At 69.7% G+C, this 21,237-nt stretch carries 15 protein-coding genes and 4 pseudogenes; 13 read left to right on the top strand and 6 right to left on the bottom strand.

All coding sequences use genetic code 11. The features are described 5' to 3' along the window. Positions 1-164: 164 nt before the first annotated feature. Positions 165-1,841 (top strand): annotated as a pseudogene (locus tag ACFU53_RS29060) (SpoIIE family protein phosphatase); the annotation flags it as partial. A gap of 568 nt (positions 1,842-2,409) precedes the next feature. Here ACFU53_RS29060 and ACFU53_RS29055 read toward each other — a convergent pair. Together ACFU53_RS29055 and ACFU53_RS29050 are read right to left on the bottom strand one after the other, a co-directional pair. Then, positions 2,410-3,795, bottom strand: a complete 1,386-nt coding sequence (locus tag ACFU53_RS29055) for an MFS transporter (protein WP_383998596.1) — start codon at positions 3,793-3,795, stop codon at positions 2,410-2,412. A gap of 610 nt (positions 3,796-4,405) precedes the next feature. Then, entirely contained in the window at positions 4,406-5,257 is an 852-nt protein-coding gene (locus tag ACFU53_RS29050) for an IclR family transcriptional regulator (RefSeq protein WP_383998593.1), read from the bottom strand. A 295-nt stretch (positions 5,258-5,552) separates the two neighbouring features. On the opposite strand from ACFU53_RS29050, the gene ACFU53_RS29045 reads away from it, so the two are divergent. From ACFU53_RS29045 to ACFU53_RS29025, 5 genes are all read left to right on the top strand, one after another. Further along, a complete protein-coding gene (locus ACFU53_RS29045; protein ID WP_383998619.1) occupies positions 5,553-6,692 on the top strand; it encodes a maleylacetate reductase in 1,140 nt (379 codons plus the stop codon). Next, positions 6,692-7,645 (top strand): dioxygenase, encoded by a 954-nt coding sequence (locus tag ACFU53_RS29040; RefSeq protein ID WP_383998590.1) that lies wholly within the window; start codon positions 6,692-6,694, stop codon positions 7,643-7,645. Before ACFU53_RS29045 ends, ACFU53_RS29040 begins: the two co-directional genes overlap by 1 nt. Next, the gene (locus ACFU53_RS29035; protein ID WP_383998587.1) at positions 7,642-8,862 is read left to right on the top strand and encodes an FAD-dependent monooxygenase; all 1,221 of its coding nucleotides are present in this window, start codon (positions 7,642-7,644) and stop codon (positions 8,860-8,862) included. The genes ACFU53_RS29040 and ACFU53_RS29035 overlap by 4 nt, the downstream gene beginning before the upstream one ends. A gap of 86 nt (positions 8,863-8,948) precedes the next feature. Further along, on the top strand, positions 8,949-9,566 hold the full coding sequence (locus ACFU53_RS29030; protein WP_383998585.1) for a nuclear transport factor 2 family protein: 618 nt from the start codon (positions 8,949-8,951) through the stop codon (positions 9,564-9,566). Positions 9,567-10,123: 557 nt separating this feature from the next. Then, positions 10,124-10,924 (top strand): GntR family transcriptional regulator, encoded by an 801-nt coding sequence (locus ACFU53_RS29025; RefSeq protein ID WP_383998582.1) that lies wholly within the window; start codon positions 10,124-10,126, stop codon positions 10,922-10,924. A 346-nt stretch (positions 10,925-11,270) separates the two neighbouring features. Here the strand turns inward: ACFU53_RS29025 and ACFU53_RS29020 are convergent, their stop codons facing one another. After that, positions 11,271-12,386 carry an alcohol dehydrogenase catalytic domain-containing protein gene (locus tag ACFU53_RS29020; protein ID WP_383998579.1) on the bottom strand — a complete coding sequence of 372 codons (1,116 nt, stop codon included), beginning with the start codon at positions 12,384-12,386 and terminating at the stop codon, positions 11,271-11,273. Then, on the bottom strand, positions 12,383-13,279 hold the full coding sequence (locus ACFU53_RS29015) for a fumarylacetoacetate hydrolase family protein (protein WP_383998576.1): 897 nt from the start codon (positions 13,277-13,279) through the stop codon (positions 12,383-12,385). The genes ACFU53_RS29020 and ACFU53_RS29015 overlap by 4 nt, the downstream gene beginning before the upstream one ends. A 112-nt stretch (positions 13,280-13,391) precedes the next feature. Here ACFU53_RS29015 and ACFU53_RS29010 point away from each other — a divergent pair, with 112 nt between their 5' ends. From ACFU53_RS29010 to ACFU53_RS28995, 4 genes are all read left to right on the top strand, one after another. Continuing rightward, positions 13,392-13,520, top strand: coding sequence for a hypothetical protein (locus tag ACFU53_RS29010; RefSeq protein WP_383998573.1), 129 nt, complete (start codon positions 13,392-13,394; stop codon positions 13,518-13,520). A 445-nt stretch (positions 13,521-13,965) separates the two neighbouring features. Beyond that, positions 13,966-14,886, top strand: coding sequence for a VOC family protein (locus tag ACFU53_RS29005; RefSeq protein ID WP_383998570.1), 921 nt, complete (start codon positions 13,966-13,968; stop codon positions 14,884-14,886). Positions 14,887-14,994: 108 nt separating this feature from the next. Next, positions 14,995-15,891 (top strand): ABC transporter substrate-binding protein, encoded by an 897-nt coding sequence (locus tag ACFU53_RS29000; protein ID WP_383998568.1) that lies wholly within the window; start codon positions 14,995-14,997, stop codon positions 15,889-15,891. Positions 15,892-16,160: 269 nt separating this feature from the next. Next, entirely contained in the window at positions 16,161-16,580 is a 420-nt protein-coding gene (locus tag ACFU53_RS28995; RefSeq protein WP_383998565.1) for a hypothetical protein, read from the top strand. 168 nt (positions 16,581-16,748) lie between these two features. Here the strand turns inward: ACFU53_RS28995 and ACFU53_RS28990 are convergent, their stop codons facing one another. Together ACFU53_RS28990 and ACFU53_RS28985 are read right to left on the bottom strand one after the other, a co-directional pair. Beyond that, entirely contained in the window at positions 16,749-17,813 is a 1,065-nt protein-coding gene (locus tag ACFU53_RS28990) for an L-idonate 5-dehydrogenase (RefSeq protein WP_383998562.1), read from the bottom strand. A 15-nt stretch (positions 17,814-17,828) separates the two neighbouring features. Then, positions 17,829-18,539, bottom strand: a pseudogene (locus ACFU53_RS28985) (SDR family oxidoreductase); the annotation flags it as partial. 1 nt (position 18,540) lies between these two features. Between ACFU53_RS28985 and ACFU53_RS28980 the strand changes: the two are divergent. The 3 genes and pseudogenes from ACFU53_RS28980 to ACFU53_RS28970 form a co-directional block, all read left to right on the top strand. Continuing rightward, positions 18,541-19,197 (top strand): annotated as a pseudogene (locus tag ACFU53_RS28980) (ABC transporter permease); the annotation flags it as partial. Positions 19,198-19,313: 116 nt separating this feature from the next. Next, positions 19,314-20,432: a substrate-binding domain-containing protein gene (locus tag ACFU53_RS28975; protein ID WP_383998616.1), complete on the top strand. Its 1,119-nt coding sequence runs from the start codon at positions 19,314-19,316 to the stop codon at positions 20,430-20,432. Between the two features lie 124 nt (positions 20,433-20,556). Continuing rightward, a pseudogene (locus ACFU53_RS28970) lies at positions 20,557-21,237 on the top strand (transketolase); the annotation flags it as partial.

Genomic DNA, 21,237 nt, shown 5'->3' with positions numbered 1-21,237 from the left:
ACGGCACAGTGAGTGTGGCCGCGGTTCTGCACGATCCCGATGCCCTGCACCGTCTCCCCGCAGAAGTGAGGCCGTTCGGTCAGGCTGCCCGTGACGTGCTGCGAGCACTCGACGCCGAGCACGCCGAGCACGGCGAACAGGAACCGGACGGTATGGCGTCGGCCGTCGCCTTGGCGACGGCCCGGATCGCCGGAGAACTCGACGTGGACGAGATCAGCCGTGCCCTGTGCGACACCGCTGTCCCGGCCTTTGCCGACAGCCTCGTCCTCTACCTGCGCGACCCCCTGCCGGTCGGTGACGAGCGTCCCGTCGGCCCTGTCGTGTTGCGGCGATGGCGCGCGGACGGAGGCGGGCAGGACTACGACATCGAGGACTTCCTGGCACCACCCTTCCTTTCGGATCTCGGCTTCGGAGAGGTTGCCGAGATGTGCGAGGTGACGCCTGGAGGGGCGCTCGCCGAGGTGCTGCGCATGGTGCGGCCCGTCTTCGTGAATTCTCCCGAGTCTGCGGATGCGCTGCACGAACTTTTTGGCGACGGGCATACCGCGGAGGGTGGGAGACGGGCCATCCTCGCACCACTACGCGGCCGCCGCCGGGTGATCGGCCTCGCCGTCTTCCTGCGAGGCAGGGACCAGGTGCCCTTCCGGGACGATGATCTGTTGTTCGCGGCCCAGCTGGCCACACACAGCGCGCTCGGCATCGACAAAGCGGTGCTGTACGGCCGGGAGGCGTACATCGCCGATGAGCTGCAACGCACGATGCTGCCGGAGGCGCTGCCCCGCTGTCCCGGCGTACGGCTTGCGCACCGGTATCTGCCGGCCGCCGAGGTGGCCCAGGTCGGCGGTGACTGGTACGACGCGATCCCGCTGCCGGGCAGCCGGGTCGCGCTGGTCGTGGGTGACGTGATGGGGCACTCCATGACCTCGGCTGCGATCATGGGCCAGCTGCGTACCACCGCGCAGACCCTGGCCGGGCTCGACCTGCCACCGCAAGAGGTGCTGCACCACCTCGACGAGCAGGCTCAGCGCCTGGGTACCGACCGCATGGCGACCTGTCTGTACGCGGTCTATGACCCGGTCTCGCACCGGATCACCATCGCCAACGCCGGTCATCCGCCGCCGGTCCTGCTGCATCTGGGCGGTCGGGCCGAGGTGCTGAGGGTACTGCCGGGGGCGCCGATCGGCGTGGGTGGCGTCGACTTCGAGGTGGTCGAGCTGGACGCGCCCGCCGGGGCCACGCTGTTGCTGTACACCGACGGACTGGTCGAGTCGCGCCTGCAGGAGGTGTGGACCGGCATAGAGCGGTTGCGCGTGAAGCTCGAGGCGACCGCGCGGTTGACCGGTCCGGACCATCCGCCGCCGCTGGAGGCGCTGTGCGACGAGGTGCTCGACATGCTCGGGCCGGGCGACCGGGACGACGACATCGCGCTGCTCGCCGCTCGCTTCGAAGGAATCGCGCCGGGCGACGTGGCGTACTGGTTCCTCGAGCCGGAGGGGGAGACTCCCGGCCGCGCCCGGCGCCTGGTCCGAAAGGCGCTGTCCCGCTGGGGCTTGGAGTCGATCGACGATCCCGTCGTGCTCCTGATGAATGAACTCGTGACCAACGCTGTGCGCCATGCGACGCGGCCGGTCACCCTCAGGCTGCTGCGCACCGACGTGCTGCGCTGCGAGGTTACCGACGACATGCCCGCGCTGCCGAGGCTCCAGCAGCCATGGACCGCGGACACGAACGAGTACGGTCTGCACCTGGTCAACACGATCGCCAAACGGTGGGGCAGCACTCGGCTCAGCGGCGGCAAAGTCGTGTGGTTCGAATATCCCCTGCCGGACACTCACAGGTAGGCATTGCCGCACAACCTCTGAGACCTGTGCGCAGCGTTTATGGCCAGGCGTTGTCCGGTGAGGAAAGTGTGCGCAGCGGTCACCACGCGATGATGAACACGTCAACGCGTCTTTCGCTATCGCCGGCGGCAGGCGCCGATCGAGGTGGCTGGTCGAGCATGAGCACCCTTGCGTGGTTGGCCTACGACTTCGCGAAGAGCCCGCGGAGCTTCGATTGCCCTTGCCGACGTCCAGGCCGAGTTGCGCACCGGCACGCCGGTGGACGCCGCCGTGAAGGTCACCGCCCTCGCTGTCTGAGCCGAACCCAGGCCGGCAACAAGCTCCGCTCCCACCTGCGCGAAGCCAGCAGGTCAGCGGTCGTCGAGACATCCGTGAGGCACTGAGCAGTGCCCCGGACGGGGCGACAGGGCCCCCAGGCGCTCGGTTCGTCTCGCGATCCGAGCTGCCCGGAGGCCCTGCCATTACGCGGGCTTCCTCAAGAGATCACGTTCCCGGAGGCTTTGGTCCGAGTGCCCTCAGTGGGCCTTGAGGAGGAGCACGTGCGGCGGGCGTCGCGTCGGTGCGTGGCTCACGTCTGCTCGGCGAGGGGTCGCACGGTTCCGCCCTCACCCGCATGCCCCGCCCGAGCATTCGCTTCCGGTGTGCGGGGAACCAGGCCGATCAGCAGAGCTCCGATGATGCCGGGCACGGCCAGCGCGTAGAAGTTCCACTGGAACGCCAGCCCGGCACCGATGATGAGCCCGAGCAGCGGCGGAGCGAGCATCGAGCCGAGGCGGCCGAAGCCCAGCGTCCACCCCAACGCCGTGGCACCCATCCGTACCGGATAGTGCTTGGAGACGTAGGCGAGGACGAACGTCTGCGTTCCCATCGCCCCTACCCCGCCCAGTGCGACGGCCGCGTAGAGCACCGTTGTGGGCAACCGCAGGCTGAGTAGTAGCACGGCCACGCTGGACACGAGGAACGTCGTGGTGATGATCGGCTTGGAGCCGAGCCGGTCGGCCGCCAGGGAGATGACGAGCGTGCCGACGACAGCTCCGAGGTTGAACACGAGAAGGAAGCCGAGCGAGGAGCCTGCCGAGTAGCCGGCGCGCCGCATGATCTCCGGGAGCCAGGTGTTGAAGCCGTAGATCATGAACAGGCACAGGCACGTCATCAGCAGGAAGCACACAGTCGCTACGACGTAGCTGCGCGAGAAGAGGGCCCGCACCGGCGACATGCTGTCCGGGTCGGTTCCCAACTGACCTGGCTCGGACGCCGGGGCGGCCTTCCGGTCATCGTCCAAGGTGATGTTCCAGCGGTCGGCGGTCTTCTCCGCCTCGGTGTGCCGCCCTTGCGCCTGGAGGAAGGTGATCGACTCGGGCAGGAGCTTTATGGCCAGCGGCAGGACCAGGAGAAGGGGAAGGAGGCCGAGCAGGAACATAGCCTGCCAACCGAACCGTGGAATCACGAAGATCCCGGTGAGAGCGGCGATGATGCCGCCTACAGGAAAGCCACTGAAGAGGATCGCGAAGACCAGGTTTCGGGACTTGGGGTTCGAGTACTCACCGCTGAGTGCGCTGGCGGTCGGGAGTACGCCGCCGAGGCCGAGGCCGGCGAGGAACCGGAAGAGGCCGAACACCTCCGGAGAGGTGGCCGTCGCGCACAGGCCCGTCATCACCGAGAACCAGGCCAGGCAGCAGATCAGCATTTTTCGTCGGCCCAGTCGGTCGGTGAGCGTGCCGACCGTTGTGGCTCCGACGAGCATCCCGACCAGGGCGAAGGAACCGATCAGGCCGGCACCGGCGGGCGTCAGGCCCCACCCGGGTTCGTGGAGAAGAGACGGAATCACCGCGCCGTAGATGACCACGTCATAGCCATCGGAAATGACGGTGATGCCACAGATGGCAAGGACGAGCAGTGTCACCGGAGGCCAGGTGGTGTTGCCACGGCTTCCTCTGTGACTGTTTTCGTGCATGGCAGTTCCTCTCACATGGCTTCGCTTTTCGGTGAGGGTTTTTTCGCTTCGGGTGCGGGGTGTGGACGTTGTTCGTGACGGCGTCCGCCGGTGCCCCCGCAGGTGCGGAGGGTCAAGTTGCCCGCTCGGATCAGCGGGTTCGACTCTTGCGTGCGGCCCGCCGGGGCGACTGGGCGCCTCGGCTCATGCGAGGACGGCGGCTCTCCTCGCTCATGTCGTGTCCCATCCGGAGGGCTCCGGGCCACAACTGCTGGTTCCTGACTGCATCGTCCGCGACCCACCTCGCACCGCTAAGTGTGCACAGTATGACGGGCATGTAAAGAGCAGGATGCAGGAAACCTGATACGGGTAGGCGGAAAAGCCCGTGATCGTCTCTTGTGGCGGCCGGGCGTGGTCGGCCCTCCGGGGTGGTCTCGCCTACTGCCTGGGAGGTGCAGGTAGGCACTGCTTTGTAACTGGAAGCGGGCCCGTGGGTGCGCGTTGACTACGGAACTCTTGGCGAGGGGGCGGGGTTGGGGTGTTCACTCTGACGGGATCGGTTGCACTCCGACAGTCACCAGAAGTGTATGCATTTCTGCCCGGTGCAGCCACGTAGACCCGTCAAGCGTTCTCACGTACCGTCGCCGGACCCCAAACCCCGGGAGATGCCCCGGCCGGCCAGCACGACCGCGGGCACGAGCAGATGGGTACGGGCGTCGGCGCCCACCACGGACAGAGCCGCGACCACGCGGCCTTTCGAGTCGGTGACCGGCGCCGCCACCGAGTAGGCGTCCGGGCTCATCTCCTCGCGCACGACGGCGGCACCGGTCCGCCGGCATTCCGCCAACGCGGCCCGCAGCGCGGTGGGGTCGGTCATGGTCCTGGGCGTGAAGCGGTCCAGGCCGTCCCGTACGACCTCGGCGAACAGCTCCGCGCCCGCGTGGGCCAGCAACACCTGGCCGACGGCGGACGCGTGCAGGGGCAGCCGTCCGCCGACCCCGGAGACCACCGGAACGGCTCCGGTCGCGGAGATCCTTTCGACGACGAGGGCGTCGGTGCCGTCGAGAACGGCCAGTTGCACGTGCTGCTGCGTAGCGGCATGCAGGTCTTCCATGACGGGCATCGCCCGGACGCGCAGCGGCAGGCCACGGGGGTTGAGAGTACCCAGCTCCCACAGGCGCAGGCCGATGACGTAGGCGCCGCTCGCGACGCGCTCCAGGGCTCCCCACGCCGTGAGTTCTCCGACCAGCCGGTGGGCGGTGGCGTGGCGCAGGCCGGTGAGCCGGCACAGCTGGGCGAGCGTCAGCTCCGGGTGTTCCGGCGTGAACGCGCCCAGGATCGCCAGGGCCCGCGAGGTGACCGTGCGGCCACGGTCGCTGCTGTTGGCCGTTTTCCGACTCCTCTCACCGCGGTGACGGGGTCGCTGCCCGCCACCTCCTCCTGATTCGCGAATGTACGTGCGCGCAGGAGGGTGTCCATTCACCGGACATCGTACTGACCGACGTAGGGATGGTGCCCCAATCTCTGTCCCGGGCCCTGAGGCCCCTCACCGGATGGGCGGAACGTGGACGGCGGGCCGGGGCGAACCTTCGGACGGGGTCGGCTGCCTTGCTCGCGGACGGGATGTCTCGACCGGACTGGGCTTCGGATGGGGACGAGCGTCCTACCCGATGTCGAGCCCGACGTAGCCCCTGACCGGACCGAGGGAGCCGCCACTGGCCGCTCGTCGGCGACGTCGGCCCATCTCGCTCAAGGATGAAAGGAGCCATGACATGCCTATGACCGGGACGTCGCGAGCCCCCGGCGGCCATGACGCCGACTCGGCAGACAGGTCGTCGACGCGGTTCGAGCACGAGACTCTGCCCCAAAGGGTGTGTTTCGCCTCGGGCGAGGCCGCGGCGACGGTACGGGCCGAGGTGGAACGGCTCGGTGCTTCGCGGGTGATGGTGATCGCGGCAGCCGCGGAGGCGGAGCTCGCGCAGCAGGTCACCGCCGACCTGCCGGTGGTGCTGCGGTGGAGCGAGGTGGTGATGCACGTTCCCGTGGAGGTGGCCGAGCGGGCGCGCGACGCCACGGCCCGGCACCACGTGGACTGCGTGGTCAGCGTCGGTGGGGGGTCCACCACCGGCTTGGCGAAGGCGATCGCGTTGACCACGGACCTGCCCCTCGTGGCCGTTCCCACCACATACGCGGGCTCGGAGGCCACGAGTGTGTGGGGTCTCACCGAGCAGGCGCGCAAGACGACGGGCGTGGATGCGCGGGTCCTGCCGCGGTCCATCGTCTACGACGCGACGCTGACCGCGTCCTTGCCGGTGCCGATGAGTGTCGCCTCGGGGCTGAACGCGCTGGCGCATTGCGTCGACGCGATGTGGGGCCCCCGCGTGGACCCGATCGACCGTGCGCTGGCGGCAGAGGGAATCCGTGCGCTGGCGACCGGACTGCCCGCGGTGGTGGCCGACCCGGCGGGCCTGTGGGGCCGCGAGCGGACGCTGTACGGGACGTATCTGTCGGCGGTGGCGTTCTCGTCGGCGGGTTCGGGGCTGCATCACAAGATCTGCCATGTCCTGGGCGGCATGTACGACCTGCCACACGCCCAGACCCACGCGGTGGTGCTGCCCCACGTACTGGCGTTCAACGCATCCGCCGCACCGGAAGCCGAGCAACGGATCGCGGCCGCGTTCGGCGCGGAGTCGGCGATCGAGGGCCTGCAGCGGCTCCGGCACGACGTGGACGCGCCGAAGGCGCTGCGCGACTACGGGCTGGAAGAGGCCGATGTCGACAACGCGGTGCAGGCCGTCCTGGACGTGGTCCCGGACAGCAATCCCCGTCAGGTGACGGCCCACGATCTCCAGCGCCTGCTGCGTTCGGCGTGGGCCGGCACGGACCCGAGCACGATGACCGATGGCAAGGAGAACTGATGACGAGTGAGCAGAGCGGTGACGCCGGCGCACGGGTGGCAGCTGACCAGCAGGGGCGTGAGCAGGCCCTGGTCGAGCAGGTCGTGGCCTCGTTCGAGACGGCCGAGGATCCGCGGCTGAAGCAGTTGATGCAAGCGCTGACCCGGCACCTGCACGCGTTCCTGCGCGAGGTGCGTCCGACCGAGGGGGAGTGGGCGTCCGCGATCGAGTTCCTCACCGCGGCCGGACACATCACCGACGACAAGCGGCAGGAGTTCATCCTGCTGTCGGATGTCCTGGGGGCGTCCATGCAGACGATCGCGATCAACAACGAGGCATACGCGAACGCGACCGAGGCGACGGTGCTCGGCCCGTTCTTCGTCGAGGGCTCGCCCGGGATCCCGCTGGGCGGGGACCTCTCCTTCGGCGCCGCCGGACAGCCGTGCTGGGTCCAGGGCACGGTCACCGGCACCGACGGCGAACCCGTCCCGGGGGCACGCATCGAGGTGTGGGAAGCCGACGAGGACGGCTTCTACGACGTGCAGTACGACGACGACCGTGTGGCGGCACGAGGTCACCTCGTCGCCGACGAGAACGGCCACTACCGGTTCTGGGCGATCACCCCGACCCCGTACCCGATCCCGCACGACGGCCCTGTCGGCGCTCTGCTGGCCTCCGTCGGCCGTTCCCCCATGCGCGCCTCGCACCTGCACTTCGACGTCCGGTCCGGCGGAAAGCGAACCCTGATCACCCACATCTTCGTTCGGGGCGACGAACTCCTCACCCGTGACGCTGTGTTCGGCGTCAAGGACTCGCTCGTCCACGACTTCGTGGAGCACCCTGCGGGCACCCCCACCCCCGACGGACGCGATCTCGCGGACCGTACCTGGTCCAGCGTCCGCTTCGACATCGTCCTCGCGCCCGCGCACACCGCAGGGGCAGGCATCGCTTCCACCGAAGGAGCCAGTGAATGACCAGCCAGGGCAAGAGACCCGCACCCGGCCTGCGCGTGGCCGTGGTCGGCGGAGGCATCGGCGGTCTGGCCACCGCGGCGTTCCTGCACCGCGCCGGGATCGAGGCGACCGTGTACGAGCAGGCACCGGCCCTGACCGAGGTCGGTGCCGGCCTCGTCGTCTCCCCCAACGCGGTGCGACTGCTGCGCAGCCTCGGCCGGCTGGACCGTCTTCGCGAGAGCGCGGTGCCGCTGCAGGTCGGGTGGGAGTTCCGGCGCTGGGAGGACGGGCGTGTGCTGTTCTCCCAGGACCTCGGCGAGGAATGCGAGCGGCGCTTCGGCGAGCAGAGCTATGTCGCACACCGCGCCGACCTGCTCGACGCCGTGCGCGGAGCGGTCCCCGGGACGTCACTGCGCCTGGGGATGCGGCTCGCCGGCCTCCACCGGGTGGACGAAGGCGTCGAGCTGACCTTCACCGATGGATCACGGGAGTCCGCCGATGTCGTCGTCGGGGCCGACGGCGTCCACACCACCGTGGGACGCTACGTGGCCGAGGCGGGAGCACCGCGGCTCTCGGGCATATGTGCCTGGCGATGCCTCGTACCGGCACAGCTCGCACCGGCCTTCGCGCGCCGCCCGGTCCAGACGCTCTGGCTCGGCCCCGACCGCCACCTGGTCCACTACCCGATCTCCGCGGGCACGCAGATCAACATCGTCGCCTTCGGGCCGGCACACGACTGGACGACGGAGTCGTGGTCGGCCGAGGCACGGATCGAGGACCTTCGCGCCGAGTTCGCAGGGTGGTCGGACGATCTGGGGGCGCTGCTCGCGGCCGCGGAACGGGTCGGGCGGTGGGCGCTGCTCGACCGGGACCCGCTGCCCCGCTGGACGAACGGGCCCGTCGCCCTGCTGGGAGACGCGGCGCACCCGATGTTCCCCTTCTTCGCGCAGGGAGCGGCGCAGGCGATGGAAGACGCCGCCGTTCTGGCGGGCTGCCTCACCGACCGGCCGGATGACCCCTCTGCCGCGCTGCGCCGCTACGAGGACGTCCGCCGCCCGCGCGCCACCCAGGTACAGCAGATGAGCCGCGGCAGGGCGGAGAGCAACCACCTGCCCGACGGGCCGGCCCAGGAGGCAAGGGACGCGTCGTTCGCGAACGCGGACCCCTTCGCGCACAACGGGTGGATCTATGGGCACGACGCGGAGCTGGCCGTGCGAGAGGCACTGATGACGCCCTGAGCGCACGTCCCGGCCGCTGTCGGCCCGATGGCGGACGAGCCCGGATGCACCCGGATGCAGTCCTACGACACTCATGGAGGTCTCTCATGCCGACAACCGAGACGGATCAGCACGAACTCCGCCGGCTGGTCGAGAACTGGGCGCTGTGGCGCGACGCCGGCGACTGGGAACGGTTCGCCACCGTGTGGCATCCAGCGGAGGGCTGGATGACGGCCACATGGTTCCAGGGGCCGGCCACGGACTTCATCGCCGTCAGCCGGGAAGGTTTCGAAAACGGCGTCAGCATCCTGCACTTCCTCGGCGGACACACCGCCGACGTCGTGGGCGACCGCGCCATCACCCAGACCAAGATGACCATCAACCAGCGGGCCCAGGTCGACGGAGTCGAGGTCGATGTCGTCTGCACGGGACGCTTCTACGACTTCTGCGCGCGTCATGAGGGCGCGTGGAAGATCGTGCGCCGGCAGCCCATCTACGAGAAGGACCGTCTCGACCTTGTCGATCCCTCCGCGACGCTCAGCCTGGACCGGGAGTTGCTTGACCGTTTCCCCGTCGGCTACCGCCATCTCGGATACCTGCAGACCAAGGCGGGCTTCACGGTGAAGACCGGGCTGCCGGGTCTGACGGGGGAGGCCGTGCAGCGCCTCTACGAGGAAGGCGCGAAATGGCTGGCCGGCTCGAGCACTCCGGGCGATCCTCACTGACTCGTCGAGCCGTCAGAGAGTCGGTATTCAAGCGGTGCTGCACCGATGTCGTGCAGCACCTACCGAACACCCGGTGCCCGCTGCCATCGGCGCACGGCCCGGACCCAACATGCGCACCTCTTCCGACCACCTGTTACGTGGAATCCCGATGCGCCTACGGACCGATGGGCGGTGGACAACGCGCACAGCGCCTTTGTAGCTCGTGCTACGTGCGGTGTTGTGCTGCTTGAGCGCTTCGGGACCACTGATCTCCGGGGCGCGCGGCACAGAGGCGGCTCTGGCGCGGCAACTCGCCTGTGGCCGCCGCCGGGCCCTTCGGGCCCACAGGTCTGTCCAGGTCACCCGGCATGCCCCTGCACGGCATGGACGCGGTAGCCGACCTGCGTCGCCGCTTCACTCCGGACTGGCCGCTCGACCGCCGCCGCGACGCCCTGTTGTCTCAGTGGATACAGTGACACCTCATACTGCTCGAGGCCCGGGCAGGTGTTTCAGTCAGGGCCCTGTTCTTGCGCCCTTCGGCTACTGAAGCTGCATACACATCGCTAGACTCTGGTGGCATGAGCACGAGGAGCAGCGACATTCCCCGGGAGCAACGGTCGGCGGAGAACGGGGAGGCGCAGGTCTCAGCCGAGCTATCGGTCGAGACACCCGGGCAGGCAGTGGGCGGACGCCGTCTGGCCCTGGACGTTCACGCACAGCTGCGGGCCATGATCTTGAGCGGCGAGTTGCCTCCTGGCTCGGCCCTTCTTCAGGCCGAGATGGCACGGAAGCTGGGCGTCAGCCGCACGCCGATGCGTGAGGCGTTCCGGCTGCTTCAGGAAGAAGGACTCATCGACGCGCGGCCCGACCAGCGGGCGAGGGTGCGGGGAGTGGACCCCGAGGACCTGGACGGTGTCTACGGAGCCCGCATCATGCTCGAAGCGCTCGCCGTGAACGTGACAGCCAAGTCGCTCGCGGCGGGGGACCTCGAGCGTATGGGCGAGGCCCTGAAGCGCATGCGGGAACTGGCGGGCCAGGAGCAGCCGGACAAGTGGCACGCCGCCCACAGGGAGTTCCACGGTATTGCGACCCAGGCTGTGGGGCCGCATCTGCAGCGCATGCTGGCGTCGCTCGGCGAGCACAGCGAGCGGTACATCCGGCTGGCCCAGCTGGGAATGCCCAGCTCATGGGCCCGGGCGCACGCAGACCACGAAGCGCTGCTGGAGGCGCTGCGTCTGAGTGACTCGGACGAGGCGGCACGTGTGATCGCCCGCCATCTCGCGCGAACCGCTTTGAACGTCCTGGCGGACATCGCTCCGGAGTACGAACCCGCGGCCACGCGGACAGCGCTCGGGATCGCGGGGAACGGTCAGTCCTGATGCCGAGGCCGGCCGGCTGGTGGTGCCTGTCGCGCCGGGCCATGCTCCCCGCAGGAGCACTGACGGCCCCGTACGTGAGGGAACTGCACAGGACGCGGGAGACCGCGTCCTGTGAGTGCGCTGCTCCGCTCATCGGCGTCGGCCGGCAGGGAGTGAATCCTGTCCGTCGCCGTAACGGTGTTCTCGATGTGTCAAGCCGCCGCCGGGAGGGTCGTTCGACCGGACCGTGGCACCGTCTTCACTCGGTTGCCGGGGCGTCGTCGACTTACACCCCAGGTCCAGCGCCTGGGGGACGTATTGTCCCTCGTGGAGGGGACCGTCGTGAACCGCTCGGGGCGGTGGGCGTTTACGCGTCCCAGTCCCCGGGTCCCAGGGTGAGCGCCACCCGCCCGAGACTGTTGTCGTCCTCCATGTAGCTGTGGGCATCGTCGGCGCGGGCGATGGGGAAGGTACGGTCGACCACCGCACGGAAGCCGTTCTCCACCTGTGTCCACAGTTCCTTGACCGCGGCCGGGTTGCCCGTGCGTATCCCGAGGATGCGGTGGCAGTCGGAGTACACGCGACGCAGGTCGATCTTGACCTGGCCGCCGAGGAAGGCGCCGGAGGTCACCACAGTGCCGCCGCGGGTCAGGGAATCGATGGTGGCGTCCCAGACGGCCGGGTCACCGAGGTTGTCGACGGCGATGTCGACGCCGCGACCGCCGGTCGCCTCGCGTACCCGCTCCACGAAGTCCGGCGCGTTGGTGTCGAGCACGACGTCGGCTCCCGCCGCGGCCATGGCCGCGCGCTTCTCAGCCGAGCGGGAAGTCGAGATGATCTTCGCGCCCAGGTGCTGGGCGTAGGCGGCCGTCGTGGAGCCGAGCGCGGAGGACGCGCCCTGGACGAGTACCCAGTGTCCGGGGCGGAGTCCTGCCTGGGTCATCTGGTTGGCGGCGACCGCGCCGAGAAGTGCCAGCGAGGCGGCCATCGCGGCCGGAATGCCGTCCGGGACCTTGTGGACGTTGCGCGCCGGCACAGCACAGTACTGCGCGTAGGCGCCGGGGTGGTGGGTGCCTATCACGGTCAGGGAGTCGCAGACTTCCTCGCGGCCGTCTGCGCAGTAGGCACAGGTGCCGCAGGCGACACCGGGCAGGACGGCCACGCGGTCGCCGACCCGTACGGAGTCGACGCCCGGTCCCAGTGCGGCGACGGTGCCGGCATGGTCCGCGCCCAGGATGTGGGGTGGTTCGATCTTGGCGTAGGGGTGGTTGCCCGCGCGGGCCGTGAGGTCGAGCAGTCGGCCGATGCCGACCGCGGTGACCTGAACGAGGACCTCGCCGGGACCGGGACGCGGTGTGTCCACCGTGGCCTGCTCCAGCACGTCCGGCGGCCCGAACTTGCGGAACAGCATGGCCTGCATGGTTGCGGGAACCGGCAGTGCCTGCGACCAGCCGAGCTCGGACAGGGTCAAAGTGCTGCTCATGACGCCACCACCGTGTTCTCCAGGCGACCGATCCGCTCGATCTCGATGACTATTTCATCTCCGGCAGCAAGGAACTCGCCGCGCGGTACCCCGCAGCCGGCGGGTGTGCCGGTGAGGATGACGTCTCCCGGTTCCAGTCGGGTGATGCGGCTGGCCGCCGCGATCACCTCCGGGATCTTCACCATCATCTGCGCGGTGGAGGAGTCCTGCTTCAGCACACCGTTGATGCTGAGCTTGATTTTCAGGTTCTGCGGGTCGGTGATCTGCCAGGCGGGCACCAGCCCGGGGCCGAGCGGGCAGAAGCCGTCCTGCCCCTTGTGGCTGACCCAGTCGTAGGTGAAGGGCTCGGCGACCGGCTTGTCGGCCTTGATCCGGTCCCGTGCCGAGACGTCGTTCGCCGCCAGATAGCCGGCGACATGGTCCATGGCCTGCTCCGGCGCGAGGTCGCGACCGCCACGGCCGATGACGACGGCCAGTTCGGCCTCCCAGTCGACGCGGGCACCCGGGTAGGCGGGCAGCGGCACTGGATCCCCTGGTCCCGTCACGGTCGTCGTCGGAGGTTTGAAGAAGAAGAACGGGTCCCCCAGCTCATCGGGGCGCTCGCAGCCCATCTCGGCGATGTGGTCCCAGTAGTTGGCGCCCGCGCAGAGCACCTTGCCGGGATACGTCAGCGGCGGCGCGAGTCGGGCGCCCGCAACGGCGTCGGACGTGGTCGGTTCCCAGCCACGCAGCAGTGGCGCGAGCGACTCCCACCGGCCCAGCACCTCCATGAGCGTGAGGCCTTCTGTCCCGGGCGGCCCTTGGAGCACGGCTCCGTCGGTGTACACACCGACGGCGACTTTCTCCGAGTCATCGACCCGGTACTGCACCAACGACCATTCAGACGGTGTCATGTTTCCTCCGACAAGCGGCTCTATGAAAGCAGGAGCACCATAGTGCATACACTTTGGCAAGGGAAGGGTGAACTTCTGGATGCATGCGATCGGTGGCGGGAGGTGGGGACTCATGGGGCAGGCGACGGGGGCGGGAGTGACGCGGAAGGCGGTGGACGGTCCGCCGGTCGGCCTGTCCCGGCCCGTCATCTCGCACCCCGGACGCACCGGTGTGGAGGTTCACGACCACCTGCGCCGGTGATTCTGTAAGATGTCCCGCCGCCGGGTGCGGAGTTGAAGCAGGCCGAACTCGCCGTTGCCGCGGGGTGCCTGACGTGCCGGGAGGAATGGGAGGCGTCGGCCCGGCTGTACGGCATGGATGGTGCGGAGCGGGGCGGGAGCGGTATCGCGACCAGTACGCGTGGTGCAGCAGGAGCATCGCGACCTGTTGGTTGCGGTCGCGGCCGGGGAGCGGCATCGGGCCGTGCGGCTCCCCGGCCGGCATCTCGCCCGTACCGGGCGCCAGGTCATCGAGGGCCTGGCGCCTGCTCGCGCGGGCGGGACGTGCGCGCGTCGACGGACATGATCTGTGGTCCCGAAACGAAAAAGGTCTAGTCGGCCTCTGGACGTTCAGGCCCCAGATGTGTACACACTTAACTTGGGTGCCCGTGCGGGACGCGGGTTCACCAGAACCATGAGGAGTGCACATGTTGCGTGTCATCGGTCTCCTGCACTACGGACTCCAGGTGCCGTCACTGGATACGGGGGCGAGCTTCTACAGCGCGTTCGGGCTGGAGACGGCGGAGCGCGGCAACGCGGTCGTGATCCGTTGCGACGGCCGGGAGCAGGACCAGACGTTGCTGATGGAGGGACCGGTCAAGCGGTTCCACCACGTGGCGTTCGCGGTGGAGCCGGACTCGCTGCCCGAGTGGCAGCGGCACCTGGAAGACCTGGGTCTGAAGCTGCTGGACGCGCCGGCCGAGGCACCCGGCGGACTGTGGTTCCGCGATCACGAGGGGAACCTCGTCAACCTTCGTGACGAAGGGATCGCCCCCTGGCGCGAGTTCGGGACCAAGGACGCGCACGACGCCAACGTCGGCGACCGGGTCCGCCGGATCGACCAGGCCCGCTGGCGGAGCGCGACCGAGGAGACCAGCCCCCAGCGACTCGGCCATATGCTGATCTTCAGCTCCGATGTGAGCGCCTCCGAGGCCTTCTACACCCGCACGCTCGGGCTGCGCCTGTCGGACCGCATCGTCGGCGGACCCGTCTTCCTCAACTCGGGGCCCGGCGACCACCACGTCTTCGGCTTCGTCCCGGGGGAGCACCCCGGCCTGCACCACTCCAGCTGGATGGTGTCCGACATCGACCAGATCGCCAGGGGCGCGCAGAACATGGCCGCCGAGGGCTACACGAAGGGCTGGGGTCTGGGCCGCCACACCCTCGGCTCGAACCTCTTCCACTACATCCAGGACCCCTGGGGCAGCTGGATCGAGTACTCCAGCGACATGGACTGCATCACCGAGAACTGGCAGCCGAACGACTGGGAGGACCTCCCGGCAGCCATCTGGAGCCCCGGGCAGCCGCCGGCCGACTTCATCACCAACCAGGAAGCGAAGCCCGCCTGACCGTCGTCACCTGACCGTCGTCACCTGACCGTCGGGACGCCCCGAGCCGACGGCCTGACAAGTCCCGCCTTCTGACGCAAAGGAATCACCCATGCAAGGGAGTTCGTCATGCTTCCCGCGCTGAGCGCGCTGCGCCCGTCCGGCGAGCCCATCCGACAGCTGACTGTGGGCGTCTTCCCCGGCTCCGGCAACGTGCATCTCTACCACGCCATCGACTCCGGGTACTTCCAGCAGGCCGGGCTCGAGGTGAACCTCGTGCAGGTCGTCTCCTCCGACCAGCAGATGGCCGGGTGGAACGATGACGACTTCGACATCATGCACACCTCTCCCGACCACCTGCTGCGTGGGCTGCTGAAGCGGGATCCGGTGGCCGTCCGGGCCGAGGGCATGGGAGAACTGGCTGTTCACCGGCGTCCCGGAACACCGTTGCCGACGGACCGGTGGGCGGTCGACAACGCGCAGAGCGCCTTCGCGTACGTGCTGCGCGCCGTGCTCGCCGACGTCGCCGGCTCGCCGGTGACCGACGACCAGCTCGTCCCGGTGGGGGGTACCTTGCAGAGGTTCCGGGCCCTGCCGACGGACGCCGTGGACGGGACCACACTCCACCCGCCGTTCGACGTCCTCGCCGCGGAGAAGGGCTTCCCACGTGTCGGCGGCCACCTTCAGGTCGCACCCGACCTCATCACCAACGTGCTGGTCACCCCGCGCGAGACCGCCACGGCGTGGCACACCCGTGCCTATGTCGATGTCTGCCGCATGAGCACCGAGGAACTGCTGGCCTCCGGCGCACCGGGCATCGAGGCCGCTCTGCTGCGGCACGGTCTGTCCGAGGCCGCCGTACGGGCCGCTGTCCCCGGCCTCCTCGGCCCCGCCGGCCTGTCGACCTCCCCCGAGGTGACCCTGCGCGGCATGGAGGCGGTTGCCGGCCTGCGCCGCCGCTTCACTCCCGACCGGCAGCCCGCCTGCCCGCTCACCTCCCTGATCGGCCCCGGCCAGGGAAGCTGAAGCAAGCCGTCCCCGGAGGCGGAGATCCCTCACGCCGACCGGCGGAAAGACACCGCCGACCCGGGGTTGCCCCTGGTGCCTCGGGCCGGCGGTCACCATGTTGATGCCCGGGTCGCCACCACGCGTCCCTGGGCATCAAAGGCTGCCGCTTGGCGGCCGCGGGAGTCAGGCGGTCGCCGCGCCTGTGGACATCGGCGCCACCGCCGCGGTCGTCCTGACGGGTGCCGGATTGTCACGGGGAAGCGCCACGGCACTCGTCCGATCTCGTTGTGGCCGCCTACCGCTGGGAGCACACCGACGCCGCACTCACCGCGCAGTTGGAGCTGGAGTCCGAAGGAGCCGTCGGCGTCATCGAGTCGGGGCACGCCGGAGTCCGCTGCTCCAACCCCACCACCGGCAAGGACGCCCTGGTCACGATCCGAACCGAGATGCGCCGCCTGCGGGCAGGGACACGGACCGTTCCGGTGCGCTCGGTCGGCTCGGCGGTCTGGCAGGTGTGCGACGGCGAGGCGGTCGCCCATGTCGGCGACAAGGTCTTCGAGATCACGAAGGGCGACCTGTTCGCCGTCCCGTCGTGGTACGAGATCACGCTCACCGCCCGCACCCCGGTCGAACTGTTCCGCTTCAGCGACGAGCCCGTCTACGAGGCCCTGGGCCTTGCCCGCCCCATTCGAGCAGAACAGAAGTGAAGCTCGCCACCATCCGAATCGACGACGCCACACGCGCCGTCCGCATCGACGGGGACCCAGCGGTGGACCTGGGTGAGGGCGACCTGGAAGGGGTCACTCGGGTCGGGCGGGCGGAGACGGCCGCTGCCAGGACAGGCGGGCCTGCTCGTGGCCAGCCCGTGCGGCGCGTCAAAGCGTCGTCGGATCCGCGAAGTCGAGGAGCACCTTGCAGGAGCGCGCCGGGTCGGCTGCCAGTTCGAAGGCTTCGCCCGTGTGCGCCACGGGGAGTACGGAGGTCACCACCGGGTCGACCGGGAGACGGCCGTCGGCCAGCGCCCGGAGCACCTCGCCGAGCTCGGTGTCGAAGCGGAAGGATCCGACCAGTCGCAGCTCCCTCGTGATCACGGCGTTCGCGGCGACGGGTGTGTCCCCGGGCGGGAGCAGGCCGAGACCCACCACCACACCGCCCCGGTCCACTCCGTACACGCAGGTGCGCAGCCCGGCGGGGTTGCCCGAGGACTCGATGGCGATGTCCGCCGCGAGTCCTTCCAGTTCTTCCCGCTCGGCCGCCGAGCCGCCGACCCGTACGGTCGAGGTGGCGCCCACCTGCTTGGCGACGGCCAGCGGGGCCTCGTGGACATCGGTCACGGTGATCTCGCCGGCACCGGCGGCGCGCAGGGCCGCGACGACCAGGCACCCGATCGGTCCGGCGCCGGTGACCAGGACCCGCTTCCCGCGTACGTCGCCGGCCTGCCGTACCGCGTGCCAGGCGACGGCTGCGGGCTCGGCGACCGCGGCGAGCCGCAGGTCCAGGCCCTCGGGCAGGGGAAGCACCCGCTCCGCAGGCACCACCAGGACCTCCGCGAAGCCGCCCTGGACGTGGGGGTTGCGGGCGGCGCTGCCCAGATAGCCGGTGTCCAGGCAGGTGTTGCGCCGTCCCGCGAGGCACTGTCGGCACGTGCCGCAGGAGGCCAGCGGGTGCACGGCCACCGGGGTCCCGGGCGGCGGGGCCTGCGTACCGGGGCCCGTGGCCCTCACCCGGCCGACGATCTCGTGACCGAGGACGAGCGGTTCGCGCAGCCGGAACTCGCCGACCGCGCCGTGCCGCCAGTAGTGCAGGTCGGAGCCGCAGATCCCGCCGTAGCGGATGTCGACCGCCACCTCGCCGGGCCCGGGCTCAGGCACCGGCCGCTCCTCCAGGCGCAGGTCTTCCGCCCCGTGTGCCACGACCGCTCGCATCGAGCTCGAGTTCATGTCCTCGGTCCTTTCTCAGATGACCGCGGTCAGGCCGCCGTCGACGGCGATCACCTGGCCGTTGACGAAGTCCGACGCGGGGGCGGCGAGCCACACCAGCGTTCCGACGAGATCCTCGACCGAGGCCCAGCGTCCGGCCGGGGTGCGGCCCCGGATCCAGGAGTCGAAGGCCGGGTCGTCGACGAGTGGGCGGGTCAGTTCGGTGACCACATAGCCGGGCGCCAGTCCGTTGACCGTCAGCCCTGAATCAGCCCACTCCGCGCACATGCCCCGGGTCAGCATCGCGAGGCCACCCTTGGACGCCGCGTAGGCGGCGATGCCCGGACGGGCGAGCCAGCTCTGTACGGAACAGATGTTGACGATCTTTCCGTGGCCGCGCCGGACCATGCCCGCGGCCACCGCGCGCCCGACCAGGAAGGCGCTGGTGAGGTTGGTGTGCAGCACCCGCTCGAAGTTCTCGGCAGACACCTTGAGAAGTGGTTCACGGTGCTGGACACCGGTGTTGTTGACCAGGATGTCCAGCGGGCCGATCCGGTCCTCGATCTCCTGGACCCCCGCCTGTACGGCCGCCTCGTCGGTGACGTCGAAGGACACGGCGTGCACTGTGGTCCCGGTGCGTTCGGTGAGTTCACCGCGGGCCCGTTCCAGAGCCTCGGGGTCGCGGCCGTTGAGGACGAGTTCGGCGCCCGCCTCGGCCAGTCCGGCGGCGAGGGCCGCTCCGATGCCCTCGAAGTTCCTCGGCCTGCCCGTCCCGGCCTTCTACGTCCTCGCGCTGGCCGTGCTGCTGTGGCTGCTGCTGGAGCGCCTGCCGCTCGGCCGCTACCTGTACGTCATCGGCTCCAACGCCCGCGCCGCCGACCTCGTGGGCATCCCCACCCGCCGGTACGGCATCTACGCCTTCGCCGGTTCGGGACTCGTCGTCGGCTTCGCGGGTGTCCTGCTCGCCGCGCAGCAGACCATCGGCAACCCGAGCGTCGGCATGGACTATCTGTTGCCCGCCTTCGTCGGCGCCCTGCTCGGCTCCACCGCCATCAAACCGGGCCGCGCCAACGCCGCCGGAACCGTCGTCGCCGTCGCCATCCTCGCCATCGGGCTCGCCGGCATCGGCCAGCTCGGAGCCGAGTTCTGGGCGACCCCCCTGTTCAACGGCGGCACCCTGCTCCTCGCGGTCGGCCTGGCCGGCTACTCCGCCCGCCGCCGACTGCGCGCCGGCGTCGGCGCCACCCGCCGCTCACTGTCCGCGCCCGGGACCGAATCCGCGACGGAATCCGCGACGGAATCCGCGACGGAATCCGCGACGGAATCCGCGACGGAATCCGCGACGGAGCAGCCGACGCCTGCCGCCACCGGTTCGTCAGACGATGACGCGCCGCGCACACCCTGACCGACGTATCCCCGTCCCTCGTCCCTCGTCCCCGCGCCTCGCCGCCCGCCTGCCGTACGTCCTCAAGGAGCACCCCCGTGTCGTACCACCCCACCCGCAAGGCAACCCTCAGAGCCGTGGCCGCCCTGGCCGTGCTCACCGCCTCCGTCGCAGGCTGCAGCCGTGGCTCCGAGAGCGGCGGCGCCACCGCCGTCGGCGGGTCCTCGAAAGCCGGCTGCCCTGCCGTCCTGAAGAAGGCGAAGCAGGCAGTGAGTGACGCCGAGGCCGTTGATGCCCCCTGGGGCGGACCGGCCACCGGCCCCAAGGCGGTCGCCGACAAGACGATCGTCTATGTCGCCCAGAGCATGACCAACCCCGGTGTCGCGGGTGCCGCCGAAGGCGTCAAGGAGGCCGCCGAGGCCATCGGCTGGAAGGTGAGGATCATCGACGGCCAGGGCACCCCGGCCGGTATCCAGGCCGCCGTCAGTCAGGCCGTGGCAGTCAAGCCCGACGGCATCGTCCTGTCCGGCTTCGACCCCAAGTCGACCAGCCAGCAGGTCGCCCAGGCCGACGCCGCCGGTATCCCGCTCATCGGCTGGCACGCAGTCGGCACGCCCGGACCCAGCAAGGACCCGAAGCTCTTCAGCAACATCACCACCAAGGTGGAGGACGTCGCGAGGATCAGCGCGGACTGGATCATCAGCCAGTCCAACGGCCGGGCCGGCGTGGTGGTCTTCACCGACGCCTCCATTCCCTTTGCCAAGGGGAAGTCGGACCTGATCAAGAAGGAACTCGCCTCCTGCTCCGACATCAAGGTGCTGTCCACCTCCAACATCCCGATCGCCGACGCCAGCAGCCGCACCCCGCAGGAGGTCTCCGCACTGCTGTCCCGCTTCGGCACCAAGTGGACGCACTCGGTGGCCATCAACGACCTGCACTTCGCCGACGCGGCACCCGCGCTGCGGTCGGGCGGCAAGCAGGGCGACGGCGCCCCGTTCAGCATCGGCGCGGGCGACGGGGACCCGTCGGCCTTCCAGCGCATCAACAGCAAGGATTTCCAGGCGGCCACAGTGCCCGAGCCGCTGTCCGAGCAGGGCTGGCAGATCGTCGACGAGTTCAACCGCTCCTTCGCCGGCAAGCCCGCCAGTGGCTATATCGCCCCGGTGCACATCACGACGGCGGCCAACAGCGGTGGCGGCTCCTCCTGGGACCCGAAGGGATACCGGGAGGCGTACCGGAAGCTCTGGGGCAAGTAGGCGGCACCGTCGGCCCTTGCACGTCCCTCCCGCTCCTCCCCGGCGGGAGGGGACCTGCCTCACACCCTTGCCTCCCTTTCCTTCCGTCTTCCTTCCGTCCGCACACAGACATGGGAGTTCACGCGTGAACCCGCCCTTGACCGCTGCCGCCTCCGCGTGGACCGAGTTGGACCAGCGGGCCGTGGGCACCGCCCGAGTCCTGGCAGCCGACGCCGTACAGAAGGTCGGCAACGGCCATCCGGGTACGGCGATGAGCCTCGCGCCCGCCGCGTACACCCTCTTTCAGAAGGTGATGCGCCACGACCCCGCCGACCCCGACTGGGTGGGCCGTGACCGGTTCGTCCTGTCCGCCGGGCATTCCTCGCTGACCCTGTACATCCAGCTGTACCTGGGTGGCTTCGGACTGGAGCTGGAGGACCTGGAGTCCTTCCGCACCTGGGGTTCGAAGACCCCGGGCCACCCGGAGTACGGGCACACCAAGGCCGTCGAGACGACGACCGGCCCGCTCGGTCAGGGTGTCGCCAACGCCGTGGGCATGGCGATGGCCGCCCGCTACGAGCGTGGTCTGTTCGATCCGGAGGCCGCCGTCGGCGAGTCGCCGTTCGACCACCACATCTTCGCGATCGCCGGTGACGGCTGCCTGCAGGAGGGCATCTCCGCGGAGGCGTCCTCGCTGGCCGGTCACCAGAAGCTCGGCAATCTGGTCCTGTTGTGGGACGACAACCACATCTCGATCGAGGGCGACACCGAGACGGCCGTCTCCGAGGACACCGCCAAGCGGTACGAGGCGTACGGCTGGCACGTG

Origin of the sequence: Streptomyces sp. NPDC057474, assembly GCF_042802555.1 — a bacterium.
In the GTDB taxonomy this organism is placed as follows: domain Bacteria; phylum Actinomycetota; class Actinomycetes; order Streptomycetales; family Streptomycetaceae; genus Streptomyces.
This window is presented reverse-complemented; position numbering and strand designations above follow the sequence as displayed.